The organism is Serratia sp. OS31 (genome assembly GCF_014164835.1).
In the GTDB taxonomy this organism is placed as follows: domain Bacteria; phylum Pseudomonadota; class Gammaproteobacteria; order Enterobacterales; family Enterobacteriaceae; genus Serratia; species Serratia liquefaciens_A.
In genome coordinates, this window is record NZ_JACJFQ010000008.1 from 120,954 (window position 1) to 140,011 (window position 19,058).

Annotated in this window: 15 protein-coding genes; 10 read left to right on the forward strand and 5 right to left on the reverse strand. The window is 54.9% G+C overall.

Going from position 1 to position 19,058, the window contains the following annotated elements:
- Positions 1-491: 491 nt before the first annotated feature.
- From pdhR to lpdA, 4 genes are all read left to right on the forward strand, one after another.
- Entirely contained in the window at positions 492-1,256 is a 765-nt protein-coding gene (gene pdhR, locus H5P17_RS09565) for a pyruvate dehydrogenase complex transcriptional repressor PdhR (RefSeq protein ID WP_044553402.1), read from the forward strand.
- Positions 1,257-1,421: 165 nt separating this feature from the next.
- Complete coding sequence (aceE, locus tag H5P17_RS09570; RefSeq protein ID WP_020828584.1) at positions 1,422-4,085, forward strand: pyruvate dehydrogenase (acetyl-transferring), homodimeric type; 2,664 nt, start codon at positions 1,422-1,424, stop codon at positions 4,083-4,085.
- 14 nt (positions 4,086-4,099) lie between these two features.
- Positions 4,100-5,980, forward strand: coding sequence for a pyruvate dehydrogenase complex dihydrolipoyllysine-residue acetyltransferase (gene aceF / locus H5P17_RS09575; protein WP_182822551.1), 1,881 nt, complete (start codon positions 4,100-4,102; stop codon positions 5,978-5,980).
- 233 nt (positions 5,981-6,213) lie between these two features.
- Positions 6,214-7,638, forward strand: a complete 1,425-nt coding sequence (gene lpdA, locus H5P17_RS09580; RefSeq protein ID WP_020828582.1) for a dihydrolipoyl dehydrogenase — start codon at positions 6,214-6,216, stop codon at positions 7,636-7,638.
- 99 nt (positions 7,639-7,737) lie between these two features.
- Here the strand turns inward: lpdA and H5P17_RS26630 are convergent, their stop codons facing one another.
- Positions 7,738-7,860 carry a hypothetical protein gene (locus H5P17_RS26630; RefSeq protein ID WP_255477881.1) on the reverse strand — a complete coding sequence of 41 codons (123 nt, stop codon included), beginning with the start codon at positions 7,858-7,860 and terminating at the stop codon, positions 7,738-7,740.
- Between the two features lie 695 nt (positions 7,861-8,555).
- Between H5P17_RS26630 and acnB the strand changes: the two genes are divergently transcribed.
- Positions 8,556-11,153: a bifunctional aconitate hydratase 2/2-methylisocitrate dehydratase gene (gene acnB, locus H5P17_RS09585; protein WP_044553400.1), complete on the forward strand. Its 2,598-nt coding sequence runs from the start codon at positions 8,556-8,558 to the stop codon at positions 11,151-11,153.
- 139 nt (positions 11,154-11,292) lie between these two features.
- The gene (yacL, locus tag H5P17_RS09590; RefSeq protein ID WP_020828579.1) at positions 11,293-11,655 is read left to right on the forward strand and encodes a protein YacL; all 363 of its coding nucleotides are present in this window, start codon (positions 11,293-11,295) and stop codon (positions 11,653-11,655) included.
- A gap of 34 nt (positions 11,656-11,689) precedes the next feature.
- Here yacL and speD read toward each other — a convergent pair whose 3' ends face one another.
- The 3 genes from speD to H5P17_RS09605 form a co-directional block, all read right to left on the reverse strand.
- On the reverse strand, positions 11,690-12,484 hold the full coding sequence (gene speD, locus H5P17_RS09595) for an adenosylmethionine decarboxylase (protein ID WP_020828578.1): 795 nt from the start codon (positions 12,482-12,484) through the stop codon (positions 11,690-11,692).
- Positions 12,485-12,511: 27 nt separating this feature from the next.
- Entirely contained in the window at positions 12,512-13,375 is an 864-nt protein-coding gene (speE, locus tag H5P17_RS09600) for a polyamine aminopropyltransferase (RefSeq protein ID WP_182822553.1), read from the reverse strand.
- Between the two features lie 109 nt (positions 13,376-13,484).
- Positions 13,485-13,832, reverse strand: coding sequence for a YacC family pilotin-like protein (locus tag H5P17_RS09605; protein ID WP_041415681.1), 348 nt, complete (start codon positions 13,830-13,832; stop codon positions 13,485-13,487).
- A 175-nt stretch (positions 13,833-14,007) separates the two neighbouring features.
- Here H5P17_RS09605 and cueO point away from each other — a divergent pair, with 175 nt between their 5' ends.
- Together cueO and hpt are read left to right on the forward strand one after the other, a co-directional pair.
- Entirely contained in the window at positions 14,008-15,630 is a 1,623-nt protein-coding gene (gene cueO / locus H5P17_RS09610) for a multicopper oxidase CueO (protein WP_182822555.1), read from the forward strand.
- Between the two features lie 99 nt (positions 15,631-15,729).
- Complete coding sequence (gene hpt, locus H5P17_RS09615) at positions 15,730-16,266, forward strand: hypoxanthine phosphoribosyltransferase (RefSeq protein WP_182822557.1); 537 nt, start codon at positions 15,730-15,732, stop codon at positions 16,264-16,266.
- Between the two features lie 35 nt (positions 16,267-16,301).
- On the opposite strand, the gene can is transcribed toward hpt, so the two are convergent.
- Positions 16,302-16,958: a carbonate dehydratase gene (gene can, locus H5P17_RS09620; protein WP_012146699.1), complete on the reverse strand. Its 657-nt coding sequence runs from the start codon at positions 16,956-16,958 to the stop codon at positions 16,302-16,304.
- Between the two features lie 237 nt (positions 16,959-17,195).
- On the opposite strand from can, the gene H5P17_RS09625 reads away from it, so the two are divergent.
- Entirely contained in the window at positions 17,196-18,119 is a 924-nt protein-coding gene (locus H5P17_RS09625; RefSeq protein ID WP_182822559.1) for an ABC transporter ATP-binding protein, read from the forward strand.
- Complete coding sequence (locus tag H5P17_RS09630) at positions 18,116-18,886, forward strand: ABC transporter permease (protein ID WP_044553394.1); 771 nt, start codon at positions 18,116-18,118, stop codon at positions 18,884-18,886. Before H5P17_RS09625 ends, H5P17_RS09630 begins: the two co-directional genes overlap by 4 nt.
- Positions 18,887-19,058: the final 172 nt, after the last annotated feature.

Below are 19,058 nucleotides of genomic sequence, written 5' to 3' on the forward strand. Positions count from 1 at the left end.
AGTTTGCACCTGCTTTATAGGGTGAGTGATTAAGATTTCAGCAGTTTAGGAAACAAAATGCGGGTTGTGTGACGGCAAGGGGGATTCAGTGCATGAAATAAGCAATAAATCACATAATGCGCAAAAATAATTTGGCGCTGGCCGCTTTGTGGTGGCGAAATATTAACCGGACAGGCGCACTTTATGCGCTGCAAATAGCTATTCGTTAAAGCTTAATAAACATGCAATAAAATGCCGTCTTTGATGCTTCAGTCTGCCTGACGGGAGGTTTCGCAAAAGTTAAATCAAAAACCTACCTCGTAAATGGTATTACCAAGCGCGCGTTAGCGGTTTGCAGCAGGTCTGGTATTGGGGTGTTAAAATGTGCGGGTAACCTGATTTCGATCAAGGCCCATATGGACAGGAGGTGAATACTTTGTTACTTTACCGTCACGTTTTTGAAATTGGTATTACCAATTGACTCCGCGCCATTCGCAGAGAAGAATTCACCCATGGCCTACAGCAAAATCCGCCAACCCAAGTTGTCAGATGTTATCGAGCAGCAGCTCGAACACCTGATCCTCGAGGGAACACTGCGCCCAGGCGAGAAACTGCCACCGGAGCGCGAACTGGCGAAACAATTTGATGTTTCCCGTCCTTCTCTGAGAGAGGCCATCCAGCGCCTGGAAGCCAAAGGGCTGCTCCTGCGCCGTCAGGGCGGTGGTACCTTTGTGCAAACTAATTTGTGGCAGAGCTTCAGCGATCCCCTGGCTGAACTGTTGGCCGACCACCCTGAATCACAATTCGATCTGTTGGAAACCCGTCATGCCCTCGAAGGCATCGCTGCCTATTACGCGGCGTTGCGCGGCACCGACGAAGATCTGGCGCGCATCCGCGATTGCCACATTGTGATCCAGCAGGCCCAGGAAAGCGGCGATCTCGACGCCGAAGCCGACGCGGTCATGCAGTACCAAATCGCCGTGACCGAAGCTGCCCACAACGTTGTGTTACTTCACCTGCTACGCTGCATGGGGCCGATGCTGGAACAGAACGTACGTCAGAACTTTGAATTGCTCTACTCGCGCCGTGAGATGTTGGCAAAGGTGAGCAGCCACCGCGCCGGAATTTTTGAGGCGATTGTGGCACGCGAGCCGGAAAAGGCCCGTGAAGCCTCGCACCGCCATTTGGCGTTTATCGAGGAAATCTTGCTGGATCTCGGTCGGGAGCATACTCGGCGCGAGAGATCGCTACGGCGTCTCCAGCAACGCAAGGATTAAGAGCGTTCTCTTCAGGGCACACCAGCCTGCGGAGCTTTCGTTCGAAGTGCTTAGTTAAGCATTTAAGCGGCAACTAAACTGATGGGCCTGTCTTCGTGTGTTTTGTCTCAGAACACAGGAAGACAGGCTCCAAAACAAACCATTAGACAGATAAGGAATACCACCATGTCAGAACGTTTAAACAATGACGTGGATCCGATCGAAACCCGCGACTGGCTGCAGGCGATCGAATCGGTCATCCGTGAAGAGGGTGTTGAGCGAGCTCAGTTTCTGATTGATCAGGTATTGGGTGAAGCCCGTAAAGGCGGTGTTAGCGTTGCAGCCGGTGCTGCGGCTCACAACTACGTCAACACCATCGCGGTGGAAGACGAACCTGCTTACCCTGGTAACCTGGATCTTGAGCGTCGTATTCGCAGCGCTATCCGCTGGAACGCGGTAATGACCGTGCTGCGCGCTTCCAAGAAAGATCTGGACCTGGGCGGCCACATGGCTTCCTTCCAATCTTCCGCGACCTTCTATGAAGTCTGCTTCAACCACTTCTTCCGTGCACGCAACGAGCAAGACGGCGGCGACCTGGTTTACTTCCAGGGCCACATCTCTCCGGGCGTTTACGCACGTGCCTTCCTTGAAGGCCGCTTGACCGAAGACCAAATGAACAACTTCCGTCAGGAAGTTCACGGTAAAGGCCTGTCTTCTTACCCGCATCCTAAACTGATGCCGGAATTCTGGCAGTTCCCGACCGTTTCCATGGGCCTGGGCCCTATCAGCGCCATCTACCAGGCGAAGTTCCTGAAATACCTGGAACACCGTGGCCTGAAAAACACCTCAGCTCAGACCGTTTACGCCTTCCTGGGCGACGGCGAGATGGATGAGCCGGAATCCAAAGGTGCGATCACCATCGCTACCCGTGAGAAGCTGGACAACCTGGTGTTCGTCATCAACTGTAACCTGCAACGTCTGGACGGCCCGGTCACCGGTAACGGCAAGATCATCAATGAACTGGAAGGCATCTTCTCCGGCGCAGGCTGGCAGGTACTGAAAGTGATTTGGGGCGGTCGTTGGGACGAACTGCTGCGTAAAGACACCAGCGGCAAGCTGATCCAGCTGATGAACGAAACCCTGGACGGCGACTACCAGACCTTCAAATCCAAAGACGGCGCTTACGTACGTGAGCACTTCTTCGGCCGTTTCCCGGAAACCGCCGCTCTGGTCAAAGACATGACCGACGACGAAATCTGGGCGCTGAACCGCGGTGGTCACGATCCGAAGAAAGTCTTCGCTGCACTGAAAAAAGCGCAGGACACCCAAGGCAAACCAACCGTTATCCTGGCCCATACCATTAAAGGTTACGGCATGGGTGAAACCGCGGAAGGTAAAAACATCGCTCACCAGGTGAAGAAAATGAACATGGAAGGGGTTCACCACTTCCGCGATCGTTTCAATGTGCCGGTTGCCGATGCCGACATCGAAAAACTGCCGTACATCACCTTCGAGAAAGACTCTGAAGAGTACAAATACCTGCACGAACGCCGTCAGGCGCTGAAAGGTTATGTACCTACCCGTCTGCCAGCCTTCACCCAGAAGCTGGAAATGCCGGCTCTGGAAGACTTCAGCTCGCTGCTGGAAGAGCAGAACAAAGAAATCTCCACCACCATCGCCTTCGTGCGTGCCCTGAACGTGATGTTGAAGAACAAGTCGATCAAAGATCGCCTGGTTCCAATCATCGCCGACGAAGCGCGTACCTTCGGTATGGAAGGTCTGTTCCGTCAGATCGGTATCTACAGCCCGAACGGTCAGCAATATACTCCGCAAGACCGTGAGCAGGTTGCTTACTACAAAGAAGACGAAAAAGGTCAGATCCTGCAGGAAGGCATCAACGAACTGGGCGCAGCATCTTCATGGCTGGCCGCAGCGACTTCCTACAGCACCAACGATCTGCCGATGATTCCGTTCTACATCTACTACTCGATGTTCGGTTTCCAGCGTATCGGTGACCTGTGCTGGGCAGCAGGCGACCAACAGGCGCGCGGCTTCCTGATCGGCGGTACTTCAGGCCGTACCACCCTGAACGGTGAAGGTCTGCAGCACGAAGACGGCCACAGCCACATTCAGTCTCTGACTATCCCTAACTGTATCTCTTACGATCCAGCTTATGCATACGAAGTGGCAGTGATCATGCACGACGGTCTGGTCCGCATGTACGGTGACGCGCAAGAAAACGTCTACTACTACATCACCACGCTGAACGAAAACTACCACATGCCGGCCATGCCGCAGGGCGCAGAAGAAGGTATCCGCAAAGGTATCTACAAGCTGGACACTCTGGCAGGCAGCAAAGGCAAGGTTCAGTTGCTGGGTTCAGGGTCTATCCTGCGTCACGTACGTGAAGCGGCGAAGATCCTGGCAGACGATTACGGCGTGGGTTCTGACATCTACAGCGTGACTTCCTTCACTGAACTGGCGCGTGATGGCCAGGACTGCGAGCGTTGGAACATGCTGCACCCAACCGAAACTCCACGTGTACCGTACATTGCTCAGGTGATGAACGATGCGCCGGCGGTGGCGTCTACCGACTACATGAAGCTGTTTGCAGAACAGGTTCGTACTTACGTTCCAGCCAGCGACTATCGCGTACTGGGTACTGACGGCTTCGGTCGTTCAGACAGCCGCGAAAACCTGCGCCACCACTTTGAAGTTGACGCTTCTTACGTTGTGGTTGCTGCACTGGGTGAACTGGCTAAACGCGGTGAAATCGAAGCTTCTGTGGTAGCTGATGCGATTAAGAAATTCGACATCAACCCAGAGAAAGTTAACCCGCGTCTGGCATAAGAGGTACAGAAGAAATGTCTATCGAAATCAAAGTACCGGACATCGGTGCAGACGAAGTGGAAATCACCGAGATTCTGGTGAAAGTGGGCGATAAAGTTGAAGCTGAACAATCGCTGATCACCGTTGAAGGTGACAAAGCTTCCATGGAAGTCCCTTCCCCGCAGGCGGGTGTGGTGAAAGAGATCAAAGTTGCCGTCGGTGATAAAACCGAAACCGGCAAACTGCTGATGATCTTTGAAGCGGAAGGGGCGGCTCAGGCCGCACCTGCTGCCAAGGCTGAAGAAAAACCGGCTGCAGCACCTGCTGCTCCGGCTGCCGCGGCTGCCAAGGACGTTGCCGTACCGGACATCGGTGCCGACGAAGTGGAAGTGACCGAGATCCTGGTGAAAGTGGGCGACAAGGTGGAAGCCGAGCAGTCCCTGATCACCGTTGAAGGCGACAAGGCTTCCATGGAAGTCCCTGCACCGTTCGCAGGCACCGTGAAAGAGATCAAAATCGGCACTGGCGACAAAGTCACCACCGGCTCGCTGATCATGGTATTCGAAGTGGCCGGCGCAGCTTCTGCTGCCGCTCCGGCTGCGGCTGAAACGCCTGCTGCTCCAGCGGCACCGGCTGCCTCTGCGGCCAAAGACGTTGCCGTACCGGATATCGGTGGCGATGAAGTAGAAGTGACCGAAGTGATGGTTAAAGTGGGCGACAAAGTTGCCGCTGAGCAGTCACTGATCACCGTTGAAGGTGACAAGGCTTCTATGGAAGTGCCGGCACCGTTCGCAGGTACCGTGAAAGAAATCAAAATCAGCGCCGGCGACAAAGTGAAAACCGGCTCCCTGATCATGGTGTTCGAAGTTGAAGGCGCTGCACCAGCGGCTGCTCCTGCTCAAAAAGCAGAAGCAGCGCCGGCACCGGCTGCCAGCGCGGCACCAGCCAAACAGGCTGCTCCAGCTGCCAAAGGCGAGTTCGCTGAGAACGACGCTTATGTGCATGCTACCCCGGTCATCCGCCGTCTGGCGCGTGAGTTCGGCGTAAACCTGGCGAAAGTGAAAGGCACCGGTCGTAAAGGCCGCATCCTGCGCGAAGACGTTCAGGCTTACGTGAAAGACGCGGTCAAACGTGCAGAAGCGGCTCCGGCTGCTGCTGCCGGCGGCGGTCTGCCAGGCATGCTGCCATGGCCGAAAGTGGACTTCAGCAAGTTCGGTGAGATCGAAGAAGTTGAACTGGGCCGCATCCAGAAAATCTCGGGTGCCAACCTGAGCCGTAACTGGGTGATGATCCCGCACGTGACTCACTTCGACAAAACCGACATCACCGATCTGGAAGCTTTCCGCAAGCAACAGAACGAAGAAGCGGCCAAGCGTAAGCTGGACGTGAAGTTCACCCCGGTGGTGTTCATCATGAAAGCCGTTGCAGCCGCTCTGGAGCAGATGCCGCGTTTCAACAGCTCTCTGTCCGAAGATGGCCAGAAGCTGACGCTGAAAAAGTACATCAACGTGGGTGTGGCGGTTGATACACCAAACGGCCTGGTGGTTCCGGTATTCAAAGATGTGAACAAGAAGAGCATCACCGAACTGTCCCGTGAGCTGATGGCTATCTCCAAAAAAGCGCGTGACGGTAAACTGACCGCCGGCGAAATGCAGGGTGGCTGTTTCACCATCTCCAGCCTGGGCGGTATCGGGACAACTCACTTCGCGCCGATTGTGAACGCGCCGGAAGTGGCTATTCTGGGTGTCTCCAAGTCTGCTATGGAGCCGGTCTGGAACGGTAAAGAGTTCGTGCCGCGCCTGATGATGCCAATGTCGCTCTCCTTCGACCACCGTGTTATCGATGGTGCAGATGGTGCGCGCTTTATTACCATCATCAACAACATGCTGGCTGATATCCGCCGTATGGTGATGTAATGAAAAAAGGGCGCAGCATGCTGCGCCCTTATCGCTTCTGTAGCAGTTTTGTCGGTTTTTGCACGACTCGACAAAATTGTTGAGACACGGGTCACTCGAACACGCTTTGCAGATTATTAACAATTCTGTAAACTGCTCGCGGTGTAAGCGTCCCGGTGGATGAAGGGCGTTATGAGATCGATTAGCAATAAAAATGACGTCTGACCCGCCGGACAATCAATTAAGAGGTCATGATGAGTACTGAAATTAAAACTCAGGTCGTGGTACTTGGGGCGGGCCCGGCAGGTTACTCTGCTGCCTTTCGTTGCGCTGACTTAGGTCTTGAAACCGTTCTGGTTGAACGTTATTCCACGCTGGGCGGTGTTTGCCTGAACGTGGGATGTATCCCTTCCAAAGCACTGCTGCACGTTGCCAAAGTGATCGAAGAAGCCAAAGCGCTGGCCGAGCACGGCATCGTTTTCGGCGAGCCGAAAACTGACATCGACAAAGTGCGCGTCTGGAAAGAAAAAGTCATCAATCAGCTGACCGGCGGTCTGGCTGGCATGGCTAAAGGCCGTAAAGTGAAAGTGGTTAACGGCCTGGGCAAGTTCACCGGCGCTAACACCCTGGTTGTTGAAGGCGAAAATGGTCCAACCACCATCAACTTCGACAATGCCATCATCGCTGCAGGTTCTCGTCCGATCCAACTGCCATTCATTCCTCATGAAGATCCACGCGTGTGGGACTCTACCGATGCACTGGAACTGAAAACTGTCCCAGAGCGTCTGCTGGTTATGGGCGGCGGCATCATCGGCCTGGAAATGGGCACCGTATACCATGCGCTGGGTTCACAGATCGACGTCGTCGAAATGTTTGACCAGGTGATCCCGGCAGCTGACAAAGACGTGGTTAAAGTCTTCACCAAGCGTATCAGCAAGCAGTTCAACCTGATGCTGGAAACCAAAGTGACCGCGGTAGAAGCCAAAGAAGACGGCATCTATGTCACGATGGAAGGCAAAAAAGCCCCTGCAGAACCACAGCGTTATGACGCGGTGCTGGTTGCTATCGGCCGCGTACCTAACGGTAAGCTGCTGGAAGCGGGTAAAGCCGGCGTGGAAGTTGACGAGCGTGGTTTCATCAACGTCGACAAACAGCTGCGCACCAACGTGCCGCACATCTTCGCTATCGGCGACATCGTCGGTCAACCGATGCTGGCGCACAAAGGCGTGCATGAAGGCCACGTTGCCGCTGAAGTTATCGCCGGCATGAAGCACTACTTCGATCCGAAAGTGATCCCATCGATCGCTTACACCGAGCCGGAAGTTGCCTGGGTGGGTCTGACCGAGAAAGAAGCGAAAGAAAAAGGCATCAGCTACGAAACTTCCACCTTCCCGTGGGCAGCTTCTGGCCGTGCTATAGCCTCCGACTGCGCAGACGGCATGACCAAACTGATCTTCGACAAAGAAACTCACCGTATCATCGGTGGCGCGATTGTCGGCACCAATGGCGGCGAGCTGCTGGGTGAGATCGGTCTGGCTATCGAGATGGGTTGCGACGCGGAAGACATCGCGCTGACTATCCATGCTCACCCAACCCTGCACGAATCCGTAGGCTTGGCGGCAGAGATCTTTGAAGGCAGCATCACCGATCTGCCTAACCCGAAAGCCAAGAAGAAGTAATTTTGCTGGTTTGAAAGGTGAATAAGTGGCTCCTGAAAAGGGGCCGTTTTTTTATGCGTGGCATTCAGGTAAAAGGCCGCTCGATGAGCGGCCAGTAGCTTACTTGTTCTGGAATATCACGTTGAACGTGAGGCTGTTGCCGTTAACCGACCAACCGCCTTTGCTCACGCCAAACGCCGATCCCAGTACAATGAGCAGGATAAATAGGGAACTCCCTTTCATTGCGCGATCCTTGTGGAACCACGACCACCGCGACTTCACCGGAAAAATCCCGGCGGAACAAGCGCTTTGTGGCGCCTGTATCGCAGTCGTTGCAGCACTGTTCTCAAGCCCGATGACCGACTGCTAAATCGGCAGAACAGACCCGGCTAAATATTACGTTGAAATGAATTTCCAGACATTCTTTTTGTTGATTTTTTAATCATCGTTGCGCACAATGTCCCTGCTTTGTGGCGCTTGTATCGTTCTTTAACGATGTAAGAAATCCGTAAGGTGCCTGCTAACACCGAACGGAACAACAGAACCGCCTTAACGGCGGTTTTTTTGTGCCTTCCGATCTCAATTTTTACTATTCGCGACCAATAGCCATTGTAAGTGAGTGGGTATTATGTTGTGCTCGTCAGGCTGATGCAGGTTGTGAACGGAACCTTCCTGCAGCCCCGTCGGGCCTGTGTTGCAGCCGATTACACTGCGCTCAACGATTCAGCAAAGATTTAATGTTGCTTTTATGTGAACGAATTAACAACCAATTCAAATCCTGATATGCTGGCTGAGCGGAACCGGGCACTGTAACTTACAGTCCAGGACATCGACAGCAGTGCCCCGTCAGGATCAATGGCATCAACACCGTGCGCTAAACCCGGTTTGAATAGAGAACGCCAGGCACAATAAATGACAATGAGAGCGAGGAGAATGTCGTGCTAGAAGAATACCGTAAGCACGTAGCCGAGCGTGCTGCAGAGGGCATCGTCCCTAAGCCGTTAGACGCCACCCAAATGGCAGCGCTGGTTGAATCATTAAAGAATCCGCCAAAAGGCGAAGAAGAATTCCTGTTAGACCTGCTGATTAACCGTGTGCCACCGGGCGTCGACGAAGCCGCCTATGTAAAAGCCGGTTTCCTGGCAGCCATCGCCAAAGGCGAAGCGACCTCCCCCCTGATTACCCCCGAGAAAGCCGTAGAACTGTTAGGCACCATGCAAGGTGGCTATAACATTCATCCGCTGATCGACGCGCTGGATAACGAAAAGTTGGCTGCGATTGCAGCCATTGCGCTGTCCCATACGCTGCTGATGTTCGACAACTTCTACGACGTGGAAGAAAAAGCCAAAGCGGGTAACCCGCACGCCAAGCAGATTATGCAGTCCTGGGCCGATGCCGAGTGGTATCTGTCTCGTCCGCAACTGGCGGAAAAAATCACCGTTACCGTATTCAAAGTCACCGGTGAAACCAACACTGATGACCTGTCGCCGGCACCGGATGCCTGGTCACGCCCGGATATTCCACTGCACGCCCTGGCGATGCTGAAAAACGAACGTGAAGGCATTGTGCCGGATCAGCCGGGCAGCGTCGGGCCGATCAAGCAAATTGAACTGCTGAACAAGAAAGGCTTCCCGCTGGCTTACGTTGGTGACGTTGTCGGTACCGGTTCTTCCCGTAAATCCGCCACCAACTCGGTGCTGTGGTTTATGGGCGACGACATCCCTTACGTGCCTAACAAGCGCGGCGGCGGTGTGGTACTGGGCGGTAAAATCGCACCAATCTTCTTCAATACCATGGAAGATGCCGGTGCGTTGCCGATTGAAGTGGACGTCAATGACCTGAACATGGGTGACGTGATCGACATTTACCCGTACAAGGGTGAAGTGCGCAACCACGAAACCGGTGAACTGATTGCCAACTTCGAACTGAAGACCGACGTGTTGCTCGACGAAGTGCGTGCCGGTGGCCGTATTCCGTTGATCATTGGCCGTGGCCTGACTACCAAAGCGCGTGAAGCGCTTGGCCTGCCGCACAGCGACGTGTTCCGCATTGCCAAAGAAGTGGCTGCCAGCAGCAAAGGCTTCTCGCTGGCGCAGAAAATGGTTGGCCGCGCCTGTGGCGTCGCCGGCGTGCGTCCGGGAGAATACTGCGAGCCCAAAATGACCTCAGTCGGCTCACAGGACACCACCGGCCCGATGACCCGTGACGAGCTGAAAGATCTGGCTTGCCTGGGCTTCTCCGCCGATCTGGTGATGCAGTCGTTCTGTCACACCGCCGCGTACCCGAAACCGGTTGACGTGACGACTCACCACACGCTGCCGGACTTCATCATGAACCGTGGCGGCGTGTCGCTGCGTCCGGGCGATGGCGTTATTCACTCCTGGCTGAACCGCATGCTGCTGCCGGATACCGTTGGCACCGGCGGTGACTCCCACACCCGTTTCCCGATCGGCATTTCCTTCCCGGCGGGTTCCGGCCTGGTTGCCTTTGCCGCCGCTACCGGCGTAATGCCGCTGGATATGCCAGAGTCTGTTCTGGTGCGCTTCAAAGGCAAGATGCAGCCTGGCATTACTCTGCGCGACCTGGTGCATGCTATCCCTTACTACGCCATCCAGCAGGGCCTGCTGACCGTAGAGAAGAAGGGCAAGAAGAACATCTTCTCTGGCCGCATTCTGGAAATCGAAGGTTTGCCGGATCTGAAAGTCGAGCAGGCATTCGAACTGACTGACGCTTCGGCCGAACGTTCCGCTGCCGGCTGTACCATCAAGCTGGATAAGGCACCGATTGAAGAGTATCTGAACTCCAACATCGTGCTGCTGAAGTGGATGATCTCCGAAGGCTACGGCGACCGTCGTACCCTGGAGCGTCGCATTCAGGGCATGCAAAAATGGCTGGCGGATCCGCAACTGCTGGAAGGCGATGCGGATGCAGAGTACGCTGCGGTGATCGACATCGATCTGGCAGAGATCACTCAGCCAATCCTGTGTGCACCAAACGATCCGGATGACGCACGTCTGCTGTCTGATGTAGCCAACAGCAAGATCGATGAAGTGTTTATCGGTTCCTGCATGACCAACATCGGTCACTTCCGCGCGGCAGGCAAGCTGCTGGATCAGCACAAAGGCCAGTTGCCGACCCGTCTGTGGGTGGCTCCGCCAACCAAGATGGATGCGGCTCAGCTGACCGAAGAAGGCTACTACAGCGTCTTCGGCAAGAGCGGTGCACGTATCGAGATCCCGGGTTGTTCACTGTGTATGGGTAACCAGGCGCGCGTGGCCGACGGTGCGACGGTGGTTTCCACCTCGACCCGTAACTTCCCGAACCGTCTGGGGACCGGTGCCAACGTGTATCTGGCTTCTGCGGAGCTGGCGGCGGTGGCTTCGCTGCTGGGTCGTCTGCCAACGCCGGACGAGTACCAGACGTACATGGCGCAGGTCGATAAGTCAGCGGCGGATACCTACCGTTATCTGAACTTTGACCAACTGGGTCAGTACACGGAAAAAGCCGACGGCGTGATCTTCCAAACCGCTGTTTAAGTCGCTATATTGCGCAACTGTTTAACGGGAGGCCTTGGCCTCCCGTTTTATTTTTCTCAGTTGCCAACTTTGCGAGCGCTCACTGAGTTAGTCATGAATTAATGTTTACACTAAGAGAAAGGGCTCAGGAGGGCGTGCTATGGATTACGAATTTCTGCGTGACGTTACCGGTCAGGTGGTGGTCAGATTTTCGATGGGGCATGAGGCGATTGGCCACTGGATCAACGAAGAACTCAAAGGCGACTTCAACCTGCTCGATCGCATCGAAGCCGGTGCGGCGCAAGTGAAGGGTAGCGAGCGTCAATGGCAGTTGGAAGGCCATGAATACACGTTGCTGATGGACGGTGAAGAAGTGATGATTCGCGCCAACCTGCTGGAGTTCGAGGGCGACGAGATGGAGGAGGGGATGAATTACTATGACGAAGAAAGCCTCTCATTCTGCGGCGTCGAAGACTTTTTGCAGGTATTGAAGGCCTACCGTTCTTTTATGCTGAAATACTGAACGTAAGGGCGCGGCGTGCCGCGCCCGATACAGATTACAGATGCGGAATATTGCGGCCGTAATAGATTTCCTGCATCTCTTTCCACAGCAGATCGGTAATCTCTTTACGCTCAGCCTCGCTCAGCGCGTCCGGTTTGGCGTTAAACAGGTAGTGCTTCAGATCGAAATCTTTCAGCAACATCTTGGTGTGGAAGATGTTTTCCTGATAAACATTCACGTCCATCATGTGGTACAGCGCCTTCATGTCATCAGACATAAAGTTCTGGATCGAGTTGATCTCATGATCGATGTAATGCTTCAAGCCGTTCACGTCGCGGGTAAAACCGCGCACGCGATAATCCATGGTGACGATGTCAGATTCCAACTGGTGGATCAGGTAATTCAGCGCTTTAAGCGGTGAAATCACGCCGCAGGTGGACACTTCGATATCGGCGCGGAAGGTGCAAAGACCGCCTTCCGGATGGCTCTCCGGATAGGTATGAACGCAGATATGGCTCTTGTCCAGGTGCGCGACTACCGTCTTTGATAGCGGGCCCGGGTGTTCTGAGGTATCGACATCGTCCGGGTCGACCGGCTCTTCGCTGACCAGAATGGTGACGCTGGCGCCCTGAGGCTCGTAGTCCTGACGTGCGATGTTGAGAATATTGGCGCCAATGATCGAGCAGGTCTCGCTCAGGATCTCGGTCAGGCGGTTGGCGTTGTATTGCTCGTCAATGTAGGCGATATAGCCGGCGCGGTCGTCCGCGGTTTTGGCGTAACAAATATCGTAAATACAAAAACTCAGGCTTTTGGTCAGGTTGTTGAAGCCGTGCAGTTTTAGCTTATGCAATTTGGTTCACCTCCTTTATCTTCTCGCTTAACGTGAAACGTTCAGTGCGTCGAGCAAATACTGCGGCAGTGCAAAGCTGCCCGCGTGAATTGCCGGGTTATAATAACGACAGTTTAAGCCGCTTTGATGAAAGCGATGTTGCAGCGTTGGCAGATCAAGCTGACGCAGCGCCGGGTTTTGGCTGGCCCAGGCGAAGGTCATAATGCCGCCGTAATAGGTCGGGATCGCCGCCTGGTAGAAACTGACGTCCTTGAAGTATTGGCTCAGCTTGGTGTGGCTATTGACCGCTTCGTCTTGCTGCAGGAAGCACACGCCGTTCTGCGCAACAAAAATGCCGCCCTCGTTCAGGCAGCGCGCGCAGCCTTCGTAGAACGCCGAGGTGAACAGGCTTTCGCCGGGGCCGATAGGATCGGTGCAGTCGGAGATAATCACATCGAATTTTTCATCGGTCTGATTAACAAAGTTGACGCCATCGTCGATCACCAGCTTAAAGCGCGGATCGTCGTAAGCACCGGCATTGTGATTCGGCAGGTATTGGCGGCAGAACTCCACCACGCCGGCGTCAATCTCGATCATGGTGATCTGCTCTACGCCCTGATGGCGGCTGACTTCGCGCAGCATAGCACCGTCGCCACCGCCGATGATCAGCACTTTCTTCGCCTGGCCGTGAGCCAGCAGCGGTATGTGGGTCATCATCTCGTGATAGATGAACTCGTCGCGCTCGGTGGTTTGCACCACGCCGTCGAGCGCCATAACGCGCCCCAGAACCGGGTTTTCAAATATCACCAAGTCCTGATGCTCGGTCTTCTCACGATACAGCACGTTCTCTACCGAGAAGTACTGGCCGAAGTTGGCATGCAGCGTTTCATACCAAATTTCTTTCTGGGTCATGTGCGGGAACTCCGTAATAACAGCCATGAAAAATTGGCGCAACATCATAGCTAACTCTGCCTGGTGATGCACGGCTGAATTTCAAACAGAGATAGCGGAAGGCGGGGGATTAGTTAGCGTAGGCCAGCAGGCTTAGCGAGTCGCGTGCCAGAGATTTGCATTTGTTCGGGGTAGGAATGGCGATACCACTGAGATCGCGATAGCTGTCTTCACCCAGAGCCTTCATATTAAAACTATTATAGTTGGTCAGATCCCAACGGTTTTGCTGCGCGAAATAAACGATGGCGCGTTTGATTTGCGCATTGGGCAAGTCGTTGTAGCCGCAATCGTTTTTCAAATAAATAAACACCGCCGTCAGATCGGCCAGATCTTCCGCTTCGGACTCATTCAGCGCCAGACTGGCGTTGGAGAACCCCAGCATGGTGAGCAACAGCACCAGTAAACTTGTTTTTTTCATCATGAAAATAGACCTGTTTGTTGTCTACAGACGTTATCACACTTGCCTGTAAAGGCACCAAATTTTATTACTCACAGGTAACATAACCGGCAGCAAAGGCTTGACCTTCCGCTAAGGGGAGGGTTTAGGCTGACGGCTATAGTTAAGTTAGATCACTGAGAAGAGGGAGTCAGCGATGTTACGCCGTGATTTTATCAAACTGACCGCTGCGCTGGGCGCGGCAAGCGCCTTACCGTTATGGAGCCGGGGCGCATGGGCGGCTGAATTGCCGGCGTTGCCGATCCCGCCATTGCTGATGCCGGACGCACAAGGGAACATTGCTCTGGCGCTGCAAACCGGCGAGGTGAACTGGCTGCCGGGCAAGGCGACCCAAACCTGGGGTTTTAATGGCGCGTTGCTGGGGCCGGCGGTGCGCCTGCAACGTGGCAAACCGGTCACGGTGGATATCCGCAATGCGCTGCCGGAAGCCAGCACCGTTCACTGGCACGGCCTGGAAATCCCCGGTGACGTAGACGGCGGGCCACAGGCGCTGATTCAACCGGGCGCGACGCGCCGGGTGCAGTTCACTATCGAACAGCCTGCGGCCACCTGCTGGTTCCATCCGCACACCCACGGCAAGACCGGTCAGCAGGTGATGAAGGGCTTGGCCGGGCTGGTGCTGCTGGAAGATGACGAAAGCAGTAAGTTACCGCTGCCGAAAACCTGGGGGCAGGATGATATTCCGGTGATCCTGCAGGACAAACGCTTGGGTAAAGACGCGCAGATTGAATACCAACTGGATGTCATGAGTGCTGCGGTAGGCTGGTTTGGCGACCGCATGTTCACCAACGGCGCTCAGTATCCCCGCCACGTGGCCCCTCGCGGTTGGCTGCGTCTGCGCTTTCTCAATGGTTGTAATGCACGCTCGCTGAACCTGGCCGCCAGCGATAACCGTCCACTCTATGTGATTGCCAGCGACGGCGGTTTTCTGGCCGAGCCGGTCAAGCTGACCGAATTGCCGATGCTGATGGGCGAACGTTTCGAAGTGTTGGTGGACGCCTCCGACGGTAAAGCTTTCGATATCGTCACGCTGCCGGTCAAACAGATGGGCATGACGCTGGCACCGTTCGACCAGCCGCTGCCGGTATTGCATATCCAGCCTTCGCTGGCGCAGGGCATCAAGACGATGCCGGACAGCCTGGTGAAACTGCCTGCGCTGCCTGCGGTGGCCGGCATCCAGGAGCGTTGGCTGCAACTGATGATGAACCCACAGTTGGATAAGCTGGGTATGCAGGCGTTGATGGAGCGCTATGGCCATCAGGCCATGGCCGGCATGAGCATGGATCACGGCAGCATGGGCAAAGGCGACAGCGGTGATATGTCCGGCATGCAAGGGATGGATCACGGCAGTATGAAGGGCATGGACCACGGCAACATGAAGGGCATGGATCACGGCGCGAAACCGTTCGATTTCAGCCATGGCAATATGATCAACGGCAAGGCCTTCGACATGACCAAGCCGATGTTTGAAGCCAAACGCGGCAAGTACGAAAAGTGGACCCTTTCCGGCGAAGGCGACATGATGCTGCATCCATTCCATATTCACGGCACCCAATTCCGCATCCTGTCGGAAAATGGTAAACCGCCGGCTGCTCACCGCAGCGGCTGGAAAGACACGGTAAGGGTAGAAGGTTGGCGCAGTGAAGTGTTGGTGCGATTCGATCACCTTGCCAACAGCGATCACGCCTATATGGCCCACTGTCACCTGCTGGAACACGAAGATACCGGCATGATGATGGGCTTTACGGTCGCGGACTGATCTCCTCGTTGTCTTTCAAGTGGCGGCGCACTCGCGTCGCCACCAGCTTCAGGCTATGCTAAACTCTGCGCCCTTCTTCCGGCAACTGACCTGAAAACTATGAAACACACTGTAGACGTAATGATTTCCGAGCAGGAAGTTAAGACCCGTATTGCCGAACTTGGCCGCCAGATCACCGAACATTACCGCGACAGCGGCAGTGACATGGTGCTGGTTGGGCTGCTGCGCGGTTCCTTCATGTTCATGGCTGACTTGTGTCGCGCCATTGAAGTGCCGCATGAGGTCGACTTTATGACCGCTTCCAGCTACGGCAGCGGCATGTCCACGACTCGCGACGTAAAAATCCTTAAGGATTTGGATGAAGATATCCGCGGCAAAGACGTGCTGATCGTGGAAGACATCATCGATTCCGGCAATACGCTGAACAAAGTGCGCGAAATTCTGGCGCTGCGTGGGCCGAAATCCTTGGCGATTTGCACCCTGTTGGACAAGCCTGAACGCCGTGAAGTGGAAGTGCCGGTTGAGTACGTCGGTTTCTCAATCCCGGACGAATTCGTGGTGGGTTACGGCATTGACTACGCTCAGCGCTACCGCCATTTGCCGTACGTCGGCAAAGTGGTGCTGCTGGACGAGTAAACGGCTGTGGGCGCGGTATGCCGCGCCCGTGAGCTTTAAATACCTTTATCCTGTTGCAGCGTGGCCATGGCTTTGCGATAGCCCATTTCCAGGCTTTCGCGGCTGGTTGCGGCCACTTCCAGATCGCGCAGACGGCCGTCCTGGATCCCGTATACCCAACCGTGAATCATCACTTTCTGGCCGCGTTTCCATGCTGATTGCATGATGGTGGAATGGCCCAGGTTGTAGACCTGCTCAATAACGTTGATCTCACACAGCACGTCAAGACGTTGTTCCGGCTCCAGTTCACCCAGCAGTGAGCTGTGTTTGTACCACAGGTCGCGAATGTGCAGCAGCCAGTTGTTGATCAGCCCCAGTTCCGGGTTCTCGACCGCCGCTTCCACGCCGCCGCAGCCCAGGTGACCGCAGATAATAATATGCTCGACTTCCAGCACGTCGACGGCGTATTGCACCACCGACAGGCAGTTTAAATCGGTGTGGATCACCAGGTTTGCCACGTTACGGTGGACAAACAGTTCACCCGGCTCCAGCCCGGTCAGTCTTTCCGCAGGTACGCGGCTGTCAGAACAACCTATCCATAAAAAGCGGGGCTTTTGCGCCTGTGCCAAGCGTTCAAAAAAGTTCGGGTCTTCCTTGCTGATGTTAGCCGACCAGGTGTGGTTATTGGCGATAAGCTTTTCGATCTCTTTCATGGAGGTTATAGGCCTGTAACGAACAGATTGCGTTGGGGTAATATAGGACAAGCGTCACAATTTGGATATCGGAACAGTGGCGCCGGGCGATATCCGGCCACTTTTTATTCAATATGGCAGGATGGAACCTGAATTTACCGCACGGATTTGCCTCAGTGAAAACGCTGCTGATGATAAGATCATCTTCATTACAAAAACGCAGCAGCATACTCATCGTCACAAGGTACTTTTTAACTTATGAATTATGCACTGGAATTAGCGCAGTTAACCAAGACTTACGCCGGTGGCGTCAAGGCGTTGCGCGGGATCGATCTCAATGTCGAAGCGGGGGATTTCTATGCCCTGCTGGGGCCGAACGGCGCCGGAAAATCCACGACCATCGGCATCATCAGTTCGTTGGTTAACAAAACCTCCGGCAGCGTGCGGGTGTTCGGCTACGACATCGACAAGGACATCGTTAACGCCAAGCGCCAGCTCGGGCTGGTGCCGCAGGAATTCAACTTTAACCCGTTCGAAACCGTGATGCAGATTGTGGTCAATCAGGCGGGCTACTATGGCGTGACCCGCCGCGAAGCCTTGGCTCGCGCGGAAAAATACCTGACTCAGCTGGATCTGTGGGGCAAGCGCGAAGAACGCGCTCGCATGCTGTCCGGCGGCATGAAGCGCCGTTTGATGATCGCCCGCGCCTTGATGCATCAGCCAAAACTGCTGATCCTCGATGAACCGACCGCCGGGGTGGATATCGAGCTGCGTCGCTCGATGTGGGGCTTCCTGAAAGAGCTTAATGCCCAGGGCACCACCATTATTCTCACCACCCACTATCTGGAAGAGGCAGAAATGCTGTGCCGCAATATCGGCATCATCCAGAACGGTGAACTGGTGGAAAACACCTCGATGAAAGGCCTGCTGGCCAAGCTGAAGTCCGAAACCTTTATCCTCGATCTGGCGGCTAAAAGCCCGCTGCCGAAGCTGGACGGCTACCGTCATCGCCTGACGGACACCTCGACGCTGGAGGTGGAAGTGATGCGCGAGCAGGGCCTGAACGGCCTGTTTACCCAGCTCAGCGCACAGGGCGTCCAGGTCCTGAGCATGCGTAACAAGGCCAACCGGCTGGAAGAGCTGTTTGTCACCCTGGTTAACGGTAATGGAGAAAAAGCATGACGCGTTTGTATTGGGTGGCTTTGCAGAGCATCTGGGCTAAAGAGATCAACCGCTTTGCCCGTATCTGGATCCAGACCCTGGTGCCGCCGGTGATCACCATGACGCTGTATTTCATCATCTTCGGCAACCTGATCGGTTCACGTATCGGCGAAATGCACGGTTTCGATTACATGCAGTTTATCGTTCCCGGCCTGATCATGATGGCGGTGATCACCAACTCGTACGCCAACGTGGCCTCGTCGTTCTTCAGCGCCAAATTCCAGCGCAATATCGAAGAACTACTGGTGGCCCCGGTGCCGACGCACGTGGTGATTGCCGGTTACGTCGGCGGCGGCGTGGCGCGGGGGATCTGCGTCGGCGTGCTGGTGACCGTGATCTCGCTGTTCTTTGTACCGCTGCAGGTGCATGCCTGGTGGGTGATTGTGGTCACGCTGTTGCTGACGGCGATTCTGTTCTCGCTGGCGGGCCTGATCAATGCGGTGTTTGCCACCACCTTTGACGATATCAGCCTGATCCCGACCTTCGTGCTGACGCCGCTGACCTACCTGGGCGGGGTGTTCTACTCGCTGACGCTGCTGCCGCCGTTCTGGCAGGCGGTGTCCAAGCTGAACCCGATCGTCTATATGATCAGCGGGTTCCGCTACGGTTTCCTGGGCATCAGCGACGTGCCGTTGGCGTTCACCATGGCGGTGCTGGTGGCGTTTATCGCGGTGTTCTACCTGCTGTCCTGGTTCCTTATTGAGCGTGGCCGCGGTTTGCGCACCTGATAGCATGGCGTCCCCGGGCTGGCGTTCGGGGACGCGTTTATCAATCTGCGGCGGGCATCCCGTAAATCAATAAGATTGCTCGAATAACCCCTTTCTCCCCGCTGTTCAAATCGTGCTATGCTGACGCTCCACATTTTCTCCATTTTGTTATATACCCTATGAATTTCAAGTT